Source organism: Mycobacteroides immunogenum, assembly GCF_001605725.1.
GTDB lineage: Bacteria > Actinomycetota > Actinomycetes > Mycobacteriales > Mycobacteriaceae > Mycobacterium > Mycobacterium immunogenum.
Map to the genome: position 1 here is coordinate 2576776 of NZ_CP011530.1, position 18470 is coordinate 2595245.

Consider the following 18470-nt stretch of genomic DNA (forward strand, 5'->3'; position numbering starts at 1 on the left):
AACCGGCAGAGTATCGCGGCCGTTGCTGTTAACTGGGCTAAATAGGTGTAAGCGATCAGAGTCCGCATGGCTCCGCCCCCGGTCTTGACGGCAGGGGGCGACTCGACCCAAGCGGAATTAGGCGCTGGTTGCCATGTGATGCTGTGCAAGATGGCTGCGCGCGTGCTTCTCGACGAACAGCGGAACGAAATCTCGAATCGGACTCGCATCAAACCGAGCGTGAGCCTTACGGACCGCAGCATCAACATCCGCCAACGTGACCCCGGGAAACTCCTGGATCAGTCTGCGCTCAACCTCGGCCAACACCGTCTGCTCGGCAATCTCGATCATCGGCCACCAGGATCCATGTCCAGTCCGATCGCCGTCAACCAACAGAACTATGAACCTCAGACGGCCGGCGAAGGTAGTCCGCTGGCACACCAGGTCACCGCAGAAGTGACACGATAATCCTCATGACCGATCCGAATGTCGCTCAGGCCGCGCTGCTGATCACCGCCATCAACGAGCAGCTTCGCGACATGACACGGAGGCTGGCGGTCGCCGAGCGTGAAGGGGCCTGCGGGCACCACCCGGCACGGGCACAAGAGATGCGCTCGGTCACCGCCGAGCTTCGCCGCGACATCGACCGGGCCCAGTTCCTCATCACGCGGCTACGCCACCGCTTCCCCGAAGTCGACGTCTACGCGCCGACTACGGCGGCGGACGGGACGGAAGGTGAGGTGCCGATCACCGAAGCCGCTCGCAGTGACAATGCCCGGAATCGGGCACCAAACAGCTCGACGAGCAGCGACGTGCGCCGAGTCATCGCAGGCTGAACCGCAGCACTTACTGCCCTCAATAGTGCGGCCGGCAGGTCGTCTCCCAGGGATATACCGCCCTCAGATTCGCGGCGAGAACAGCTGACGCCCAGCGTCACAGATCGACGTCGGTTTCCACTCTCCCCGACGACTCCTGATGTCGCCGCCGGACCGAGACCATCGATAAAGCACTACATCGACGACAACAACAACCGTCCCCTCGTCTTCTCTGGTCGCAGGCGACGGTGCGGGTCGTGACGGGTGATGTCAAGGCTCGAACCGTGGTTCGCCCGCACGCGGCGCTGGCGTTGACATCACCCGTCACAACTCAGCTTGGAGTTCTTGCATCCAGGAGAAGAACAGTGCCATATAGGCGCTTCGTCATGCTCGGCGGGATCGACTACTCGTGGTTTACCGCAGCAACATCGCGATGTCAGCCAGCACGGTGGGGTTGGTGACGGCAACCGATACCTGTTGGCGTTCGCACGATTCCGTGAGCCATTCGGTGAACTCTTCACGGCTGTACGATCTTTCGTCTCGGACATTCTTGGCGGTGTGGGGTTGTGGGCTAACCATCGAGCACCTCGACAGGAGCGCCACGGCGGGGCTGTCTTGCCTCGCGCGCGGTATGACGCTGCTGGATGCGGCGTAGTGAGGCGCTGATGATCAGTGTGCGTTCGCCGAGGCTCGCGTGCCCCGCGCGGTCGAATTCCCACGCGACCAGATCGTCATCGTCAACAGCGCCGCTGGAACCCCTATACGGTCTCTGATCAGGGTGTTGTGCAGTGCTCTTCGATTGTTGTTTGCGGGTCCAGGTGGCGCGCCGTTGCCGTAGGGCGGTCATGGTGGTGGAGTAGCGGCGGGACTTGGAGGTGATGTGACCGCGGAACCCGAGAGTGTGCAGCCACCGTCTGATCCCGCTGAGTCCTTTGTCGGCGAGCGCGCTGATGGTGGTCAGGATGGCACGCACATGCTCGGACACGTCCAGGTCGCCGATCGCTTCGGTGGAGAGGCGTCGTGCGCTGATTCCGAGGTCGGCCAGGGACTTGGTGACGTACTTGGCGAGATAGCGCGCCACCCGCCTCCCTGACAGTGACCCGGCGATACCTGAATTCTGCTCAGCCGAACCCGTTTTCTCGGGAGCCGAGGATGCGGTGAGGGGTTGGGTGTCGATCTGCGTACCGAACCTGATCCTCCGCACGGCGCTGTCGGTGGTGGGATCGGTCAGGGCGAGCGTCACGGTGCGGGCCGCGTGCTCGATGATGGCGGCAAGTTTGGTTGCACTGGTGGGTGATTCCCAATCGGTCTGATCCGGGTCGTCACCGTTCTCGTGCGGATCGAGGCGGATCAGGGCGTGGATGTGCGGGATGGCGCGGACTTGCAGTTCAATGATTTTGATGAAGCTGACCCGCACCCCGTCCGGATCCACACCTGTGGCTTTCAGTTCTTTGTGTAGGGCGCGTCGCAGGGTGATGGTGAAGCGGCGCCACAGTTCAGGTAGGTGCCAGGTGAACAGCACATGCCCGACGTAGTCGTAGCACTCGCTACAGAGCGGCTGACCGACACGGCCTTCGCCATGATCATGGACGGTGCTGCACCACAACGGTTTTCCATGAGGGCAGCGGCGATAGCCACCGATGCGGTGATGATCCCGACACACGCCGCGCTTGCCGTCGCCACCGCGTGTGGCCGCATGAACGGCCCCGTAGCTGGGGGCGGTAAGGGTGAGGAACACTTGCGGCCGGTCGGCCACCGTGATGGGCATGCCGTGATGCCCGCCCGCGGCGCCGGCATGGACGAGTTGCCAGGTGTCGCGAGCGTAGAGGTCCGAGCAGGAGGGGCAGATGTGGGCGCGGCGATTATTGCACCGCGTCCACACCACCCGATCCCGCCTGTATTCATCGGCACCGACGAGTTGGATGGGGTGGGCGCAGAATCCAACTGATTCGGCTCGCCGCCACCATGATTCGAACCCCATCGAAGATGCTCGGCGCACCATCTGCTCGACCACCTTCGCCGTGTCGACCGTGTCCGGCACCCCGGGCAGGGCGAGCTGGCCCAGGTAATCAACGCTGTTCACTGTTGCCCTCACCCGAAGTGTGGCCGGCATCGGTGGCGCGTGGCCGGCGGGTGCTGCTTGCTCGGCTGGTGGGGCGGCGGAAGCGGCGCGCGAGGGTGGTGATGTCGTGGTCGGTGACGTGGAAGGCCCGCACCCGCTGCGGCTGAGCGGTGCCGTCGATCAGCATGTACCCGACACCCGGGGCGGTGTCGGGGATCCGGTCGCATTCCGCCCCGGCGTCACGGGCTCCTTGCCCGAGGACCATGGTGGTTTGGGTGGCTTCGGTCAGCCGCAACCCGATCCGCACGGTGAACAGCTGCCGCACCGGCAGGGTGTCTTTGGCCGGGTCTTGCACCGCGGCCACCACACTGATCCCCACTGCGCGGCCTTGGGAGAGCAGCAGGCCGAGGAGTTGTTCAATTTCGGTGCGGACCTTGCGGTCGGTCACATACGCAGTCAACGCGGCGATCTCATCGATCACCACTACAAACAACGGCTCAGCCGATGTCGGGGTGTGTAGCCGGGTGTGGCCACGCAGCCGGTTGGCCCGTGCGTGCATCACCGTCACGAGTTGGCGGAGGAGTTCCAGGGTGGTGTCGGTGGCGTCGTGGGTGAACACCGTGAACATCGGTGCCCCGGCGCCCAGTTCCATGCCGCCTTTGGGATCGATGACACACAACCGCACCAGCCCGGTTTTCACCGCTGGGGCGATCCCGGCAATCAGCGACCACAACACCGAGCCTTTCCCGGCGCCGGTGGCTCCCGCGATCAGCACATGATGGCCGAGCAGCGGTAGCTGCCAGCTGTGGCGGGTTTCGGTGATCCCCACCGGCACGGCCCCCAGATCCACCGGGGTCACCGCGGTGGGTATCGGCAGACCAATGGGTTCGGCGAGCACATCCCCGCGCATCAACGTGATCTTCAGTTCGCCGGGGGCGGTCGCGCGGATGGTGATCCGGTCGGCGCGCCACGCGGCGGCCAACGCATCGGATTGCTTGTGCCAGTCGGCCGTCGATTGGCCGGTGACGATCCGCACCGCCAACACATCGGTGGTTCTGCCGATGCGCACGTAGCGCAGTGTGGGTGTGAGGGTGCGTTCGCCGAGGCGGGCGGCCAGGCCGTGCAGGGTGCATGTCGATTCCCAGCTGCGGGTGTAGCGCGACCAGGTCAGCCACCGTCGGCGTACCGGTTCGGTCACCCAGCCGCGAAACGAGCCTCGATCGAGCCACGCCCAGCCTGCATACGCGACGCTCGGTGCGAGCGCGCAGACTAGGCCCGCACGCGGGCCATGGGTGATGCCGAGTGCGAGGCTGGCGATGATGGGGAGGCTGATGGCCGGGAACAGCGCCGCCCACCACAGCAGATATCCGGCCGCGGTGAACAGAGACATGACCAGATCCCCGAACCAGTCATCATCATTATTCTGCTCAGTGTTGTTGGTGTTCCTATTGTTTAATGCCATGTCAGGTGCCCTTCGTGAGCGAAATGGTCGGCAGGAGTTCCCCGGGGGTGGGGCGCGACGATCTGCTCAACGCGCGCCCCAACCCGCTCAGCGGTTATTTCTGCGGACGGGCCTGCTCACTCGACCCAGCACCGTTCGGGGTGGTGGGGCTGATCGCGTCGGCTCGGAACGCCACACCACTGCGATCGCCTTGTGCCCATGGGATGGCCACCAACCCCGACACTGAGACTGGTTGCGTGACTGTCACTTTCGGGTCACCTGCGACGGTGACGTTGAGGACTTCACCGCCGGTGTCATCCAACGCCAGCACCTGGGTGGCAAACAGCGGCACCCCGGTGGCGGTGTCGACTTTCGGGCTGCCGGTCTCGAAGTTCAGCCTTGGCTCAGCCGCACGGGTGACGATGAACCGGGTTCCTGACGTATCGATTCTCAAACGCATTGTCCTACTGGTCCTTTCATGATCTGCTTGCACCCGTTTCGAATGCTGGGCACAGTTCACGTGGACACCGGGGACGTAGCGAGGGACATTTACAGGCATTGCCGACACGGCCTCGGACGTTTCAGACACGACCGAGACACACCAGCGGACGTCGCACGGGCATTACCGTCACGGAGTGGCGACGGACCCATGGCAAACTAGGAACCACGCGTAGAGGATGGACAGAATCGACACGGGAAGATGTGCGCTGACACGATGGACGATCACGACGATGCTGAGGCCGTGACGATCCCCAACGAGCGCCTCGCACAGCGGCTACGGGCCAAGGGCCTATCCCACGCACGGTTCGCCACTGCCGTGGGTGTGGATATCAAGACAGTGCGACGCTGGCTGGCCGACAGTGACTACAAGGTCCGAGAACACAACGCCCACCGGGCCGCCGATGTGCTCGACTGCACCCCGTACGACCTGTGGCCCAACCAATACCCGCCCTCCACTGCGCACCCACTGGCGACAACGTCATCGGGTGGGCCGTTCACCGCGACGCTGTATGCCAGCCGCACCCAGCTACCGATCACCGCATGGCAGCAGCATTTCGCCGACGCCACCACCAGCATCGACATCCTCGTCCTGGCCGCCACGTTCCTCTTCGACACCCTCGACGGATTCCTCGACACCCTCCTCGGCGCCGCCGCCCGCGGCGTTGCAGTGCGATTTCTCGTTGGTAACCCCGACACCGCCACCACGATCCTGCGCGGTCAAGACGAGGGGATCGGTGAAGCCGTCATCGCCCGATGCCGCACCTCCGTCGAACTGCTCACCCCCCACGCCGGCACCCCAGGACTGAACATCCGCACCCACGACACCACGCTCTACACGTCGATCTTCCGCGTCGACGATGCGATGATCGTCAACTTCCACATCTACGGCTCACCCGGACGCAACAACCCCGTCCTCGTGCTATCGCGCCACCACGAACCCCGCCTCTGGGCCACCCTCGAACAGGCCTTCACCCAGGTATGGGACAACGCCACACCCCTGACCGCGAAAGGCTGAACCCATCGATGCGCACCGACTACTACAACGACCCCAACGCCCCGCAGCCCAACAGTGTCGTCCCCTCGGCTTCGGCCATCGTCACTGACGAACAGGGACGCATCCTGCTCATCAAACGCCGCGACAACACCCTGTGGGCGCTACCCGGCGGTGGACACGACATCGGCGAAACCATCGCCGATACCGCGGTACGCGAGGTCAAAGAAGAAACCGGGCTTGACGTCGAAGTCACCGGACTGGTCGGTGTCTACACCAACCCGCAGCACGTGGTCGCGTTCTCCGATGGTGAAGTCCGCCAACAGTTCTCGCTGTCCTTCACCACCAAGGTGCTCGGCGGAACCCTGGCGATCGACGATGAAAGCACCGAAATCGCCTGGACCCATCCCGACGACATGACCGGCCTGGACATGCACCCATCGATGCGGCTGCGCATCGACCACTACCTGCAACACCGCGACGCTCCCTACCTCGGCTGATCCGCGAGCAGTAAGGGCGGCTACTTCCAGGCGCGTACCCGTCCTACTGTCGCCAGCAACTCGTCGCGACCTGCGTCGACCGCCCGGTGCACCGGATCCTCGGGCCCGTAGCGCGCTAACACGTCGCTCAGGCGATCCTGCGGAGGTATCGGTAACCCGTCAGGTCCGGTCGTGAGATCGCAAAAGGTCAACGCATCCAGAACATCGCTGGGTGGATCGCCGAACGCCGATAAACCCGACACGCCTCGCTCAGCAGCCTCCGCGAGCGCACCGGTGTGAAACGCCACCAACGACGCGACCAATTCCCCAAAACCCGCCCACCGGGCAAACTTCGCGCCGTCGAGAGGATGAAACTCGGTTTGGCGCACCGACGGTGCGTAGCCGATATCGTGCAGCCACGCCGCCGCCACCAAGCAGTCCGCTGTGTCCGCATCGAAACGTCGACTCAACCGCTCGGCAGCCGCCGCGACACCCCGCACATGCGCCAACCGCGGCAACCCAGCCAGCCGTGCCTCCGCCTCTCGCCGTGCACGCTGCGTCAGAACCCCGCTCACAACCGCCAGCCTACGAGTCCCACCGCCACTGTGCAGGCCCATAGCTGATGGCCGTTGCAGCATTCGTCTCCGAAGCCCGTAGAAATCCGGCGGCTACCTGCGGGCTTCGCTACGCTCGCTCTGCTCCCGTCCGCTGGCGCTCCCGTCCGCGCCGCTCCCTACGCTTCGCCCTCCGTCCGCCGCCAACACCAGCCCGCGCAGACATCCAGTGCCCGCATCTCAATGCCCACCACACCCTGGCAGCACGACCAGCCTCACTGTCCTCGCCCCCGCCGCATCGAGACGCCGCGCGCAGCAGGCGCGACCGATGCCCGCCTGACCGCCTTGACCTGCGGTGTGATAACTTTCCTTACTGCTATCAAGGACGAGACCACGCGGCGCATCGTCCGGCCGAACTGTACATGTATTTCACCAAATCGTTCGAGAGCGCAGGCCTGCCGAAATGTAGGCAATTCGGCTCGCACCCGATTGGGAATCCCGGTCAATAGAGGTATGACGGGTATGGCTGAGCCGTCGGTAGCGCCATCGCTATACCGGTAGGTACAGTCGCTGAGTGACCATGACCGCAGCCACGGTTTCGGAAGACGAGGGCGCTTTGGTCGCTGCACTTCGCGCCGGCGACCATCGAGCTTTTGCTCGGTTGGTCGATCGTCACACTCCGGCGATGCTGCGGGTGGCACGTGGCTACGTGCCGAGTGAGCAGCATGCCGAGGACGTCGTGCAGGAGACGTGGATCGCGCTCCTCAAGGGCTTGGACAGATTCGAGGGACGGTCGTCCCTACGTACTTGGCTTTTTACGGTTCTTGTCAATATCGCCAAGACTAGAGGGCTCAAGGAACGCAGGCACGTCGACACTCAGATCAAAGCGTTCACCGGCGGCACAGTTGACCCCGAGCGGTTCCGTGCTGCTGGCGACGAGCTACCCGGGCACTGGAAGGCGGAGGAGACACCGACTCCTTTCCCGGACACCCCTGAGGGCTCGGCTCTCAGCAGAGAACTCACCGACGTCGCCAAGCGCAATCTCGATACCTTGCCTGAGCGTCAGCGCATTGTCGTGACGATGCGCGACATGCTCGGTCTCGATTCCGATGAGGTCTGTGCACTACTCGAGATCAGCGCTGCGAACCAGCGGGTATTGCTTCATCGTGGCCGTGCGGTCATTCGAGAGGCTCTCGAAAATTACCTGAAAGATGCGTCGTGAACCCACTCGATTGCAACGAGCTCGTCGAAATTGTCACTGCCTATCTGGACGGCTCACTCGACCTCGAAACGCGGGCGCGCTTCGACGAGCACCTGCTCGAATGCGACGGATGCGATAACTACCTGCAGCAGTTTCGGGTCACTATCAGCACGGTCGGCCGGATCCGTGAAAGCGAGTTGGCACCGGAATTCCGCGCGCAACTACTTGAGGCTTTCAAGGATTGGCGGTGACGCCCTTTTACAACCACAGAGTGCCACCTGCGGGCCAAATGAAGCAGTCCCGGCGCCTGGCAAGCACGCGCGATCGTGCGGGGATGGCGCCACAGTTGTTGGTAGGCGCTATTTGACTCGGGCATCGGCTTGCGAAGGTCGCAGCGGGCTTCGTCCCGAGTAACTTGACCAAACCTATTCGTGCGCAACTATTTGCATGCTTACGCTCTTGGTCAGCGGCATTGGTGTATGGTGAGCCTCCCCGGTTTCAGTGGACACCCGAGATAGCGGGGCACGGGGTTCCGCTGGGAGGATGTGGGTATGTCCAGGACTCGTCGGTCGTTCACGGCGGAGTTCAAGGCTCAGGCCGCTCGGCGGGCGATTGATGGTGGCCCAGCCGGTCGCCGAGATCGGCCGGGAGCTCAATGTTCACGAGCACCTGTTACGTAAATGGGTGGCGGCCGAAAGGCTCCGGGACGGCGCTGCCACCGATGCGCACAGGGTTCCACCGGATGGTGGCTGACCGCGATCGAGCGTGCCGAGTTGGCACCCGGTTCCGTACGGGGATCGCCGAGAAGGAACGCGATATCGCGTTCGTGAGAAAAGTATCGGCGTACTTTGCGGCACAGCAACGCAGTCGTTTCGAGCTCATCGCCGCGGGGTTCGGGCTACCTGTGGGCGGTTCCGGCGCACCACGGTGCCCGGTCGGATGCGCATTCGCGCAAACTATCCTGTCACCACTTCTGTACCGGACATTAATCCGCACGACGCCAACGGGACGCAATGGGCTCATGCGATGAAGCGTTCGCGGCCCATGATCCGCGCTTCGGGCTCGTGGGTGACTCAGCGGTCGCCGATGATCGAGGATGCTGGTGAAAGCTGGGAATGATTACTGTCACGGAGTCGCCCGGTGGTGCGAATGTCCACTTCGGAGCGGAGAGTGCGGTGCACTGGACACCTGCTGGCGATCTCCATGAGCCTGTCGCGTTGGATGGCGCTCAGTGGTCCCTGCAACATAATGTGGCGTTCAATGCGATCGATGAACCCTTTCGTTTTGTCGAGCTCGGCACAGTCCTGCGCGTGGACACGGGAATGGCGGGCATCGACAACCACGCTTTCCAGTGGCCATCGTTTGCGTTCGGCGTACATCCTGATCGTCATCGACGTACAGGCTCCCAACGCGGCGAGCAATAGGTCGTACGGGGTGGGGCCCATGTCGTCGCTGATCGGACGAGGTTCATCCGCAACAAGGCGGTGCGAGCCGACCGTGATGTCCTGGGTGAGACTTCCCGCATCACCCCGCTCTGCGACCCGTACGACACCGTCGTCACTAGGCGGAGGGCCGCTGCGAGTCAGAGCTGTGCTCGCATGGTGCTTCAGGTAACGGCCAGCCCAGGCAGCTATCACAGTAGCGGCGTACTCGGCGTCGTCGCGGCAGCTGAGCAGATGATCAGCGCCGTCAAGTGCGACAAAGGATTTAGGGTGCCGCGCGATGTCGAAGATCTCTCGGGCATTGTCGACTGAGACCACCTGGTCGGTCGGCGAGTGCAACACTAGGAGTGCAGCGTCGGCCGCTCGGATACGTTCCCGCTGGGGCTGTGCTGCGATGTCGTCGAGGAACTGCCGCTGCAGACGGAACTCGCGACCGGCGATAGATATAGTCGCCTCACCTGCCGCGATGTCGTCGCGTGACTGGCGCAGCAGGCCCGCTACGTGACCGGGATCTGCCGGTGTACCAATAACGGCAATGGCATTGACATCATTGATTCGCGACGCCGCCGCAAGCACCGCAGCCCCACCGAGGGAGTGCCCAATCAGCATCGTTGGCGCACCGTGGCTCGCTCGCATGAAGTCGGCTGCACACACCAAGTCATCGACATTGGAACTGAATCCTGTCGCGGCGAAGTCGCCCTCGGAGTCCCCCAACCCCGTGAAGTCGAAGCGTAGGACGCCGATACCACTGCCGGTGAGGGCACGAGAGATTCGCGCCGCAGCCGAGTTGTCTTTTCCACAGGTAAAGCAGTGCGCGAATACCGCCCACGTCGTGGGCGGCTGTTCTGGAGTCTCCAGCCGCCCAGACAGCGAACCGCTACTGCCAGCGAACGTCACGCGTTCTGAATTGCTCATCGGGACGACCTCCTCATCGCTAGAACTGGCCGGATGTGTCAGTCCGCCCGCGGTGTCCAGTTCGCGGTGGGCGGGGTCGTAAGCCCGACGAACGCAATACTTGTCCTTCCACTCGGGATCGGCTTGCCAGCAGACCCTGCACACACGGGTGCTCCAGCGCGAGCATCGCCACGCTGAACCCTATAGCACTCTGCGGGACGGCCGAGACTTGTAACGCTTGACCGTCGTCCGCACACTCATTAGTCGCACGTGATAGTACGAAGAAAACCTTGGCCGCGGCACACAATCCGGTCGACCATAAGAAAGCAGGATGAACGATGGCTGTCCAACTGTCCGAGGCACGCGTTCTCATCACCGGCGGAACTAGCGGAATCGGGCGGGCTGTTGCCGTCTCTCTGGCTAGTCACGGTGCCGTAGTGGCAGTGTCAGGCCGGAACGCGGAGCGTGGGCAACAGGTAGTAGGAGAGATCGAGTCCACGGGCGGCAAGGCCGAGTTTCTCAGCAGTGACCTGCACGACGCCGAATCCGCGAGGCTGCTCGCTGCTGAGGCTGTTACACGGCTCGGCCATATCGACGTGCTGGTGAACAACGCCGGCGTCTATCCGTTCGGACCAACCGAATCGATGACCGAAGAAGATTTCACCGCGGTGTTCAATCTCAACGTTCGCGTTCCGTTCTTCTTGGTAGCCGAACTAGCCCCCAAGATGGCCGAACGCGGCAATGGCGTGATCGTCAATGTCACTACGATGGTCGCCGAGTACGGAAACGTCGGAACCAGTCTGTACGGCGCCAGCAAAGCTGCGGTCGTATCCCTCACCAAAACGTGGGCAGCCGAGTACGGACCGCGGGGCATACGGGTCAACGCGGTCAGTCCAGGACCGACATTCACCGAAGGCACCGCAGCTATGGGTGAGGGGCTTCGCAGGCTGGTTGGCCCTGCTCCCGCGGGCCGTCCCGCGCAGGCTGAAGAAATCGCCAACTCGATTGTGTTCTTGGCGAGCGACCAAGCCAGCTACATCCACGGGGTCACCCTCGCTGTAGATGGCGGCCGCACCGCCGTCTGAACACCGGCTAACCGCACAGTCCATGCTGCCATCAATTCCGATCACACGGGAGCCGAATGCAGCGTGCATCGATTAATAAGTGTCCTGCTCATCCCATTGAAATATGAGGTATATCAATATGTCTAGCCGTCGGAACCTGCCTATTCGCGTCGGTGTGCAGCTGTGGCCAGGAGACACCCCTGACTACCGCACCTGGCGCGACGCAGTGATCACCGCTGAACAACTCGGCGTAGACGCAATCTTCGGCTACGACCATTTCCATAAACCCGCAACCGCCCCGACCTCCGACGGGTTGCCCGAGCTCCTACCCGTGCAGCCCGACGTCAATAATTTCGAAGGCTGGACGTCGCTGGCCTCATGGGGCGAGATCACCTCACGCGCCGAGATCGGCTTGCTCGTAACTGGTGTCGGTTACCGCAATCCGGATCTTCTCGCTGACATGGCCCGCACAGTCGATCACATCAGCGATGGCCGCCTGATTCTGGGGATTGGATCCGGTTGGTATGAAAAGGATTACGTCGTTTACGGTTATGAGTACGGTACCGTCAAGTCACGGATGGACCTATTCGAGCGCAGCCTGAAACGCATAAGCGAGCGGCTCGACAAACTGATACCGGCTCCGACACGCAGCATCCCGATTCTCATCGGCGGCATGGGGGTGCGCCGCACGCTGCCTTTGGTGGCACGGTACGCCGACATCTGGCATACGTTCGCCAGCCCCGCCGAGTACCGGCGTAAGAATGCACTGCTTGGCGAGTTGGCACAGGTAGTAGGGCGCGATGAGTCGGCGATTGAACGCGCAGTGCACTGGACAGGCCGCGCCGACGCCGACGCATTTGCGAGTATGGGGGTAACGTTCTTTACCACTGAAATCCACCCGGATGCAGACGGATTCGACTTTCGCGAACTCAAAGATATGATCCACTGGCGCGATACATACAGCTAGACTGGGTCAGCTCACCGCGACCCTCGCGGGCCGCCCGTGTCCGCGCTACCCAGCGTGCCCTCATACGCGCTCAGGTCACGAGCAACCTGGGCGATCCGGCTTACCCGTTTCTTCGACGATCTGGACCGCACCCTCACGGAACTCCTAGTCGTACTTCTTCCGTTTCTCTGGCATCTCGACCCCTATTGTCGATGCCTCCACGCTCTCGGGGAACTTCACCGAGCTAGTCCGCCGGCAATCTGGGCATCTACCCGGTCACCCTTCTCAGTGGACCAAGCAAAACGACATCGAACACCAAGTGCGCCAAGGTGTCCCGACGAGGGAGCCCCCGCACCAAGTCGGTCCCTGATACGGCTGACCGGCATCTACACTTGCCCGGACCAGAGTGGCTCCAACGTCCACTGCGGTGCGGTCACAGTCGATTATCTGGTCAGCCCCTGCTACAGCATCTCGTTCCAAATAAGTTGCAGGTCAATGCTATATGTCCAACACCGCAGCATCGAAGGCTGTTGCACTGCTGCGCTGTCATCGACAGGGTCAGTCGCAGCATCGTCGGCTGACCGATAGCCTCGAAGGCGATTGCCACCTTGGTGGTCAAATCATTAGACATGGCCATCAGCGACGGCCGCCCAGCCTCAGGCATGTCCTTGCTGATCACGAAACACCCTCCACTTCACGGGTTTCGGATGAAAGATCCGGGTGGCTAGACTGGGTCTGTCGTTTGGATCGATTGGGATGACCTTGGCAGTCTCTTGGGCACGCTCAGCAGCCGAATGTGAATCCGCAGGGCACCATTGCCTTGACGGCTGGCTCAGCGAACGGAGTGCGAGGTTCAGAAGGAGCCGTCGTCTTGGTCGTCGTCTCGCCGAGTGTCATTCTGATGCTGGGCGATTCAGCTCCAGCATCGCTAGCAGAATCCTCAGCTGTCGCCGTTGCGGCGAATACTATCGCAGCGACGCACGCCGACCCGGCAAGTAGCAGCTGGGCGACTTTCGCTGGGCGCCGCGTCAGTTGCGGCCCTCGCAGATTAATTGCCGATCGGAGCGTCACTCCTACGATTCTAATCCAGATATCGCGATATCGCTATATCTAGGAAGGTGGTATTAGGGCGTCTTAGTCTCGATTTCCGTCCAAGGCGATGGTCGCCGGACTCCGGGTCGCAGTTGACGGGGTCAGGCTTGTGGGCGGGTCGCGGTTGCTGGTCTCGTGGCGCCGGGTGGGACGGGCTTCCCAGTGCCAGAGGGCCTTTCGGTTGATCGGTCATAGGCGGTCCAGTGTGGGCCGAAGGCGCCGCGGGGCGCTCTCAGCCGAACTGACGGTGGGCCAGCGGTTTGCTCATCGCTGACCAGGCCCGCTTGGATGGCGTGGCGGTGCGCGGGGTGGATGAGCACGTCTGGCGGCACGGGCCGTAAAGCCGCGTACACCGGTTACTGCCACACTCACAGCGCAGGCACCGTCGTACGGCTAGATGGCTATCAGTGCTGGTGCTCGTTGCGCGTTAGCCAAGCGGGCATGTCAACGATGGAGTCCAGAGTGGTTTCTGCGGGATGTGTCTGGGTAAGGTCGATTTGGTCGGCATACATGCCGGTGCGTACCTGGATTGTGTGTGCGCCTACCGCGTTTCCCATGGCAATATCGTTGGCGGGTTGGTCGCCGATCAGCCAGAGTGCGTTCGGCTTGACGGGCACGCTCGCTGCGGCGGATCGCAGAAATTCTGGTGATGGTTTGCCGAGGAGTTTGCTGGTGACGCCGGTGGCGTGCTCAAGCGCTGCCGTGATCGCACCGGTGTCGATATGGTTGCCGTCGGGGCGTTTTCGATACTTCCCTCTTTGGAGTGCTATAAGGGTCGCACCGCGCTCGAGAGCGCGAAACGCCAAGTCGAGTAGCTGATGCGTTAGCGTGTCGTGAGTGTTGCCGACGACGACATGGGTGATCGCACCGCCGGCGTGGCGGTAGGGGGCAAATGTCGGAAGCAAGGCGCTTGACACCACCGGCAATACGTTGATCCGGCCGCGCGTTGCTTCAAAGAGTTGCAGGGCAGCGGATACGGGGGTGAAAACTTCGCCGACACGAACGTCGAATCCGCGCTCGCGCAGTGTTTCTTGGAGGGTCTGTGGTGGCACAGTATCGGTGTTGGTGAGAAAACGGAGCGTGCAACCCATGTTTCGGAGTCTTGTCACAGCCTCAGGCGCGCCGGGAACGAGCTCGTCACCAACGTATAGCGTACCGTCCAGGTCGCTGAATACGACAGGCGTTGGCGTCATCGATACTCCGCGAAATGACTGACCTGCCGCATGTGCCGGATGTATCGAGAACGTTCGGGAAGAGCGATTGGGGCGGCGCCGATCTGTTTGTCAGAACTTGGTGACATAGTGGAGTTGCCTCTGTAACGGTATGGCGTTGACGTGGATGCCGGGCTGGGCTGCGCGAAGCAATATCAAGCCGTCTCAGTTAATGATGGTAGCCCCGCGTCCTTGCGTGTTCAGTTAAAAGTGAAATGACGGCTGTAGCTTTTACCGCAGGCTATTACCTGGCTGGCTCGTGCTCAGTTGGTCAGCGAAGGAGAGCGCGCAGCGGTTAAATCAGCGCATTCAAGGCTTCCAGCAGCGACTCAATATTCTTTTCGTGCCTTTTGTAGTACGTCCAGGGCCCGATCCGTCGGGAGGTTACCAATTGCGCGCGTTGCAGAACTGCCATATATGACGACACTGTCGACTGTGATAAGCCGACATGCTTTTGAATGATACTCACGCACACGCCGACTTCTTGTGGATCGATATCCTGTTCGGGAAAATTTTTTCGCGGATCCTTGAGCCAACTGAGTATCGTTAATCGGGTAGGGTTATCGAGGGCTTTCAATGCCTCGTTGACATCAATACTTATTGAATTCTGGGAATTAGTACGTTCAGGTGAAGTGCTCAGCATTTTATGATCCCTTTCGTGGTCATGCTACGCGGGTGGGCCGCCGATCTGACGGATGTTGCACAGTAGTTAGTAAACGTGGGCCTACATCCAGTGGCGGCGTTGCTAGTTCGACACACCGGGAGCTGGAGAACGGACATGTTGCGGATCCTGTCGTGTATAGGGACTAGCGTACCTGCGAGTTTGTGCCGATGCGCTGGGTAGTTGGCCAGAACGCTGCGCGGCCCATCGGTGATCGTCGTCGGCGCATGTCGTACCTCGTTGGCGGCTTCGCGGTTGGGTCCGCATGAAACGTTTCTCGTAGGCGGTTCGGCTGGGCCGCGGAGCGTCCGAGGTGCGACTCGTCTTGCCGTGCAGCCTGATCGACTGCACGGCAAGACGTGGTTCGGTTACTAGCTACGGTAGGTGGGGTAATCGGTGTAGCCTTTCTCGGTGCCGCCGTACATGGTGCTCGGGTCCGGGGTGTTGAGCGGCCAGTCGTTGGCGATCCGTTCGGGCAGGTCTGGGTTGGCGATGAACGGTCGGCCGAAGGCGATCAAGTCGGCCCAGCCAGCCTCAATGGCACGGACTGCGCGTTCGGCGGTGTACTTGCCCGCCAGTAGGATGGTTCCGCTGAAGTTTTCGCGCACTGCGACACGGAAGCTTTCCGGCATTTCGGGAGCGTTGTCCCAGTCGGCCTCAGCCAACGACACATATGCGATGCCAACCTCTTCGAGGATCTTTACCGCCTCGATGTAGGTCTCATGGGGGTCATCTTCAACCAGGCCAAGGTAGACACGGTCTTCGCCAGTAGTGGTGAACAATGGCGAAAACCGCACACCCAGACGGTCTTTACCGACGACGCCGGCAACTGCCTCGACCACCTCGCGCAGGAACCGGAGGCGATTCTGCAGGGAACCGCCGTATTCGTCGTTGCGGTGGTTGGTATGGGTGGACATGAACTGGTTGACCAAGTACCCGTTGGCTGAGTGGATTTCCACCCCGTCGAATCCGGCGTCGAGAGCATTGCGCGCGGCGTCGGCGTAGAGCTGCACGACGTCTTTGACCTCGCCGGTCGTCAGAGCCCGCGGCGGCGACGGCGGCGCCAGCGCTCCGGCTCCCGGGCCCGTTTCCACGAAAACCTTCACGGCGTCCGCGGTGATGGCCGACGGGGCGACCGGTGCGCCGGCGTCGGGCTGCAACGAGGTGTGCGACACCCGTCCCACATGCCAGAGCTGGTTGAAGATCACCCCACCGGCGGTGTGAACCGCATCGGTGACTTTGCGCCAACCCGCAACCTGTTCAAGGTTGTGGATCCCGGGTGTCCAGGCGTAGCCCTGCCCGCGCGGTTCGATCTGCGTACCTTCGGTCACCATGAACCCGGCGCCACTGCGCTGCGTGTAGTAATCCGCCATGAGTTCGTTGGGTACGTTGCCGGGCTGCGAACTGCGCGAACGGGTCAACGGGGGAAGAACGATGCGATTCTTGACCTCATAGGGGCCGAGCTTGGTAGCGGTGAACAGCACTGAGTCTTTCATTTCTTTTCTTTCCGGTGTTGGTGTGATGGTTTAAATCTTGTGCAGCGATGGGATACGCGATTTAGAACAGTCCGCGCGGAGCTTCGTTCATGCTCACGTAGATGTTCTTCTTGTGGGTGTACGCGTCAAGCATGGATTTGTAGGCTTCGCGGCCCAGGCCGGATTTCTTGTAGCCCCCGAAAGGTGCATGCGCAGGGATCTCATGGGCGGTGTTCACCCACATCCGACCGGTCTCCACCGCGCGTGCCACGCGAAGTGCACGGTTGATGTCTTGGGTCCACACTGTGCCGGCGAGTCCGTATTCTGAGTCGTTGGCCAAGGCGATAACTTCATCCTCGTCCTTGAATGGGATAACAACGAGAACGGGGCCGAAGATCTCTTCCGATGCAACGCGCATATCGTTGCGCACATCGACCAATATTGTCGGCTCGACAAAGAATCCGGAATCGTAGTCCCCGCCAGTGAGCCGGCGACCACCCGTCAAAACCGTGGCACCTTCAGCACGACCGGTTTCTACATAGCCCAACACGCGCTCCAGCTGGGCTTTGCTGATCAACGAGCCCACCTGGGTGTCTGGTGAGAGGGGATCCCCCACGCGGGCCGTGGTGAACTTGGCTTTTAGTTCGTCGATAAAACGGTCGTAGATCGACTCGTGAATGAAGAGGCGAGCTCCGGATTCGCAGGCTTGGCCTTGATTCCATAGAATCGCCAGGGCTGCCCCCTCGACGGCCTTGTCCCAATTCGCGTCGGGGAAAACGATATTCGCCGATTTGCCGCCCAGCTCCAGCGTTGCTGGTACCAGTCTTTTGGCTGCGGCTTCGGCGACGGTGTAGCCGACTCGGGTGGAACCGGTGAATGCCAGCTTCTGTACCGTCGGGTGATCCAGCACGGCCTGGCCGGCAACCGGCCCTGTGCCGGTGACGATGTTGACGACACCGGGGGGAAGAACTTGCGCGAAAATCTTTGCCAGTTCGGAAATGCTGACCGGCGTCATCTCCGATGGCTTGATCACCACGGTGTTCCCTGTGGCGATTGCCGGGGCAATCTTCCAGGCTGCCATCAACAACGGAAAGTTCCAGGGGATCACCTGACCAACCACACCAAGCGGTTCGCTCAGCACGAGGCTGAGGGTCTGTTCATCAAGCACGGCCGCCTCGTCTGAGTGACTGCGAATCACTCCGGCGAAGTACCTGAAGTGATCAATGGCGATGGGCACGTCGAGAACGCGCGACTCGCGAATCGGCTTGCCCACATCCAGCGACTCCAGGACCGCGAAACGCTCGGCGTCAGCCTCCAGCAGGTCGGCGATCCTGTTCAACGCGTTCGCACGTTCCGTCACCGTGGTCGCCCTCCAGCCCGCAAACGCACGCTGCGCCGCCTGGACCGCGCGATCGACATCAGCGGCTGTTCCACTAGGAATACGAGTCAGCACCTCACCCGTCGCGGGATTGATACTCTCGATCGTCTCCCCGGACTCCGCGTCCACCCATTGGTTGTCGATGAACATTCCGTAGCTGCGGTCCGGAGCATACTGGGACGTGGACATGGCGCGCTTCTCCTTCTGATTGGCGGGCGGGCCGGAAGTACAACCGGCTCAACCTCTTCCGTGATTTCGTTGTTCACCACCCCTGACGACGTGGT

General features: G+C 61.9%; 18 protein-coding genes. 7 read left to right on the forward strand and 11 right to left on the reverse strand.

Annotated features, from left to right (window positions below):
• Nucleotides 1-117: 117 nt before the first annotated feature.
• On the reverse strand, nucleotides 118-321 hold the full coding sequence (locus tag ABG82_RS12565) for a three-helix bundle dimerization domain-containing protein (protein ID WP_078336429.1): 204 nt from the start codon (nucleotides 319-321) through the stop codon (nucleotides 118-120).
• A gap of 131 nt (nucleotides 322-452) precedes the next feature.
• Here ABG82_RS12565 and ABG82_RS12570 point away from each other — a divergent pair, with 131 nt between their 5' ends.
• Complete coding sequence (locus ABG82_RS12570; RefSeq protein WP_023870420.1) at nucleotides 453-815, forward strand: hypothetical protein; 363 nt, start codon at nucleotides 453-455, stop codon at nucleotides 813-815.
• Nucleotides 816-1208: 393 nt separating this feature from the next.
• Here ABG82_RS12570 and ABG82_RS28590 read toward each other — a convergent pair whose 3' ends face one another.
• The 4 genes from ABG82_RS28590 to ABG82_RS12585 form a co-directional block, all read right to left on the reverse strand.
• Nucleotides 1209-1373, reverse strand: coding sequence for a hypothetical protein (locus ABG82_RS28590; protein ID WP_023870421.1), 165 nt, complete (start codon nucleotides 1371-1373; stop codon nucleotides 1209-1211).
• Complete coding sequence (locus ABG82_RS12575) at nucleotides 1366-2796, reverse strand: replication initiator (RefSeq protein WP_225332406.1); 1431 nt, start codon at nucleotides 2794-2796, stop codon at nucleotides 1366-1368. The genes ABG82_RS28590 and ABG82_RS12575 overlap by 8 nt, the downstream gene beginning before the upstream one ends.
• Nucleotides 2797-2863: 67 nt before the next feature.
• Entirely contained in the window at nucleotides 2864-4318 is a 1455-nt protein-coding gene (locus ABG82_RS12580) for an FtsK/SpoIIIE domain-containing protein (protein WP_033720764.1), read from the reverse strand.
• 94 nt (nucleotides 4319-4412) lie between these two features.
• Entirely contained in the window at nucleotides 4413-4757 is a 345-nt protein-coding gene (locus ABG82_RS12585; protein ID WP_023870424.1) for a hypothetical protein, read from the reverse strand.
• A gap of 255 nt (nucleotides 4758-5012) precedes the next feature.
• Here ABG82_RS12585 and ABG82_RS12590 point away from each other — a divergent pair, with 255 nt between their 5' ends.
• A complete protein-coding gene (locus ABG82_RS12590; protein ID WP_033720763.1) occupies nucleotides 5013-5813 on the forward strand; it encodes an XRE family transcriptional regulator in 801 nt (266 codons plus the stop codon).
• A gap of 8 nt (nucleotides 5814-5821) precedes the next feature.
• Entirely contained in the window at nucleotides 5822-6289 is a 468-nt protein-coding gene (locus tag ABG82_RS12595) for an NUDIX hydrolase (protein WP_023870426.1), read from the forward strand.
• Nucleotides 6290-6309: 20 nt separating this feature from the next.
• On the opposite strand, the gene ABG82_RS12600 is transcribed toward ABG82_RS12595, so the two are convergent.
• On the reverse strand, nucleotides 6310-6843 hold the full coding sequence (locus ABG82_RS12600; protein ID WP_031354460.1) for an HD domain-containing protein: 534 nt from the start codon (nucleotides 6841-6843) through the stop codon (nucleotides 6310-6312).
• A gap of 559 nt (nucleotides 6844-7402) precedes the next feature.
• Between ABG82_RS12600 and ABG82_RS12605 the strand changes: the two genes are divergently transcribed.
• Together ABG82_RS12605 and ABG82_RS12610 are read left to right on the forward strand one after the other, a co-directional pair.
• On the forward strand, nucleotides 7403-8044 hold the full coding sequence (locus ABG82_RS12605) for an RNA polymerase sigma factor (RefSeq protein WP_031354461.1): 642 nt from the start codon (nucleotides 7403-7405) through the stop codon (nucleotides 8042-8044).
• Complete coding sequence (locus ABG82_RS12610; protein WP_023870429.1) at nucleotides 8041-8274, forward strand: zf-HC2 domain-containing protein; 234 nt, start codon at nucleotides 8041-8043, stop codon at nucleotides 8272-8274. Before ABG82_RS12605 ends, ABG82_RS12610 begins: the two co-directional genes overlap by 4 nt.
• Before the next feature lie 822 nt (nucleotides 8275-9096).
• On the opposite strand, the gene ABG82_RS12620 is transcribed toward ABG82_RS12610, so the two are convergent.
• Nucleotides 9097-10380: a bifunctional alpha/beta hydrolase/OsmC family protein gene (locus ABG82_RS12620; RefSeq protein ID WP_043079263.1), complete on the reverse strand. Its 1284-nt coding sequence runs from the start codon at nucleotides 10378-10380 to the stop codon at nucleotides 9097-9099.
• Between the two features lie 317 nt (nucleotides 10381-10697).
• On the opposite strand from ABG82_RS12620, the gene ABG82_RS12625 reads away from it, so the two are divergent.
• Together ABG82_RS12625 and ABG82_RS12630 are read left to right on the forward strand one after the other, a co-directional pair.
• On the forward strand, nucleotides 10698-11444 hold the full coding sequence (locus tag ABG82_RS12625; protein WP_023870431.1) for an SDR family NAD(P)-dependent oxidoreductase: 747 nt from the start codon (nucleotides 10698-10700) through the stop codon (nucleotides 11442-11444).
• Between the two features lie 103 nt (nucleotides 11445-11547).
• Complete coding sequence (locus ABG82_RS12630; protein ID WP_225341763.1) at nucleotides 11548-12390, forward strand: LLM class F420-dependent oxidoreductase; 843 nt, start codon at nucleotides 11548-11550, stop codon at nucleotides 12388-12390.
• A gap of 1475 nt (nucleotides 12391-13865) precedes the next feature.
• On the opposite strand, the gene ABG82_RS12635 is transcribed toward ABG82_RS12630, so the two are convergent.
• The 4 genes from ABG82_RS12635 to ABG82_RS12645 form a co-directional block, all read right to left on the reverse strand.
• On the reverse strand, nucleotides 13866-14654 hold the full coding sequence (locus tag ABG82_RS12635; RefSeq protein ID WP_031354504.1) for an HAD-IIA family hydrolase: 789 nt from the start codon (nucleotides 14652-14654) through the stop codon (nucleotides 13866-13868).
• 313 nt (nucleotides 14655-14967) lie between these two features.
• Nucleotides 14968-15315: an ArsR/SmtB family transcription factor gene (locus ABG82_RS27710; protein ID WP_196760141.1), complete on the reverse strand. Its 348-nt coding sequence runs from the start codon at nucleotides 15313-15315 to the stop codon at nucleotides 14968-14970.
• 389 nt (nucleotides 15316-15704) lie between these two features.
• On the reverse strand, nucleotides 15705-16829 hold the full coding sequence (locus ABG82_RS12640; protein ID WP_016343720.1) for an alkene reductase: 1125 nt from the start codon (nucleotides 16827-16829) through the stop codon (nucleotides 15705-15707).
• Between the two features lie 61 nt (nucleotides 16830-16890).
• Nucleotides 16891-18375 (reverse strand): aldehyde dehydrogenase family protein, encoded by a 1485-nt coding sequence (locus tag ABG82_RS12645; RefSeq protein WP_016343721.1) that lies wholly within the window; start codon nucleotides 18373-18375, stop codon nucleotides 16891-16893.
• Nucleotides 18376-18470: the final 95 nt, after the last annotated feature.

Bases quoted from the DNA above. Each gene is read 5' to 3' on its own strand.
- ABG82_RS12570 (WP_023870420.1), top strand. From the start codon at position 453: ATGACCGATCCGAATGTCGCTCAGGCCGCGCTGCTGATCACCGCCATC.
- ABG82_RS28590 (WP_023870421.1), bottom strand. From the start codon at position 1,373: ATGGTTAGCCCACAACCCCACACCGCCAAGAATGTCCGAGACGAAAGA.
- ABG82_RS12575 (WP_225332406.1), bottom strand. From the start codon at position 2,796: ATGGTGCGCCGAGCATCTTCGATGGGGTTCGAATCATGGTGGCGGCGA.
- ABG82_RS12580 (WP_033720764.1), bottom strand. From the start codon at position 4,318: ATGGCATTAAACAATAGGAACACCAACAACACTGAGCAGAATAATGAT.
- ABG82_RS12585 (WP_023870424.1), bottom strand. From the start codon at position 4,757: ATGCGTTTGAGAATCGATACGTCAGGAACCCGGTTCATCGTCACCCGT.
- ABG82_RS12590 (WP_033720763.1), top strand. From the start codon at position 5,013: ATGGACGATCACGACGATGCTGAGGCCGTGACGATCCCCAACGAGCGC.
- ABG82_RS12595 (WP_023870426.1), top strand. From the start codon at position 5,822: ATGCGCACCGACTACTACAACGACCCCAACGCCCCGCAGCCCAACAGT.
- ABG82_RS12605 (WP_031354461.1), top strand. From the start codon at position 7,403: ATGACCGCAGCCACGGTTTCGGAAGACGAGGGCGCTTTGGTCGCTGCA.
- ABG82_RS12620 (WP_043079263.1), bottom strand. From the start codon at position 10,380: ATGAGCAATTCAGAACGCGTGACGTTCGCTGGCAGTAGCGGTTCGCTG.
- ABG82_RS12625 (WP_023870431.1), top strand. From the start codon at position 10,698: ATGGCTGTCCAACTGTCCGAGGCACGCGTTCTCATCACCGGCGGAACT.
- ABG82_RS12630 (WP_225341763.1), top strand. From the start codon at position 11,548: ATGAGGTATATCAATATGTCTAGCCGTCGGAACCTGCCTATTCGCGTC.
- ABG82_RS12635 (WP_031354504.1), bottom strand. From the start codon at position 14,654: ATGACGCCAACGCCTGTCGTATTCAGCGACCTGGACGGTACGCTATAC.
- ABG82_RS27710 (WP_196760141.1), bottom strand. From the start codon at position 15,315: ATGCTGAGCACTTCACCTGAACGTACTAATTCCCAGAATTCAATAAGT.
- ABG82_RS12640 (WP_016343720.1), bottom strand. From the start codon at position 16,829: ATGAAAGACTCAGTGCTGTTCACCGCTACCAAGCTCGGCCCCTATGAG.
- ABG82_RS12645 (WP_016343721.1), bottom strand. From the start codon at position 18,375: ATGTCCACGTCCCAGTATGCTCCGGACCGCAGCTACGGAATGTTCATC.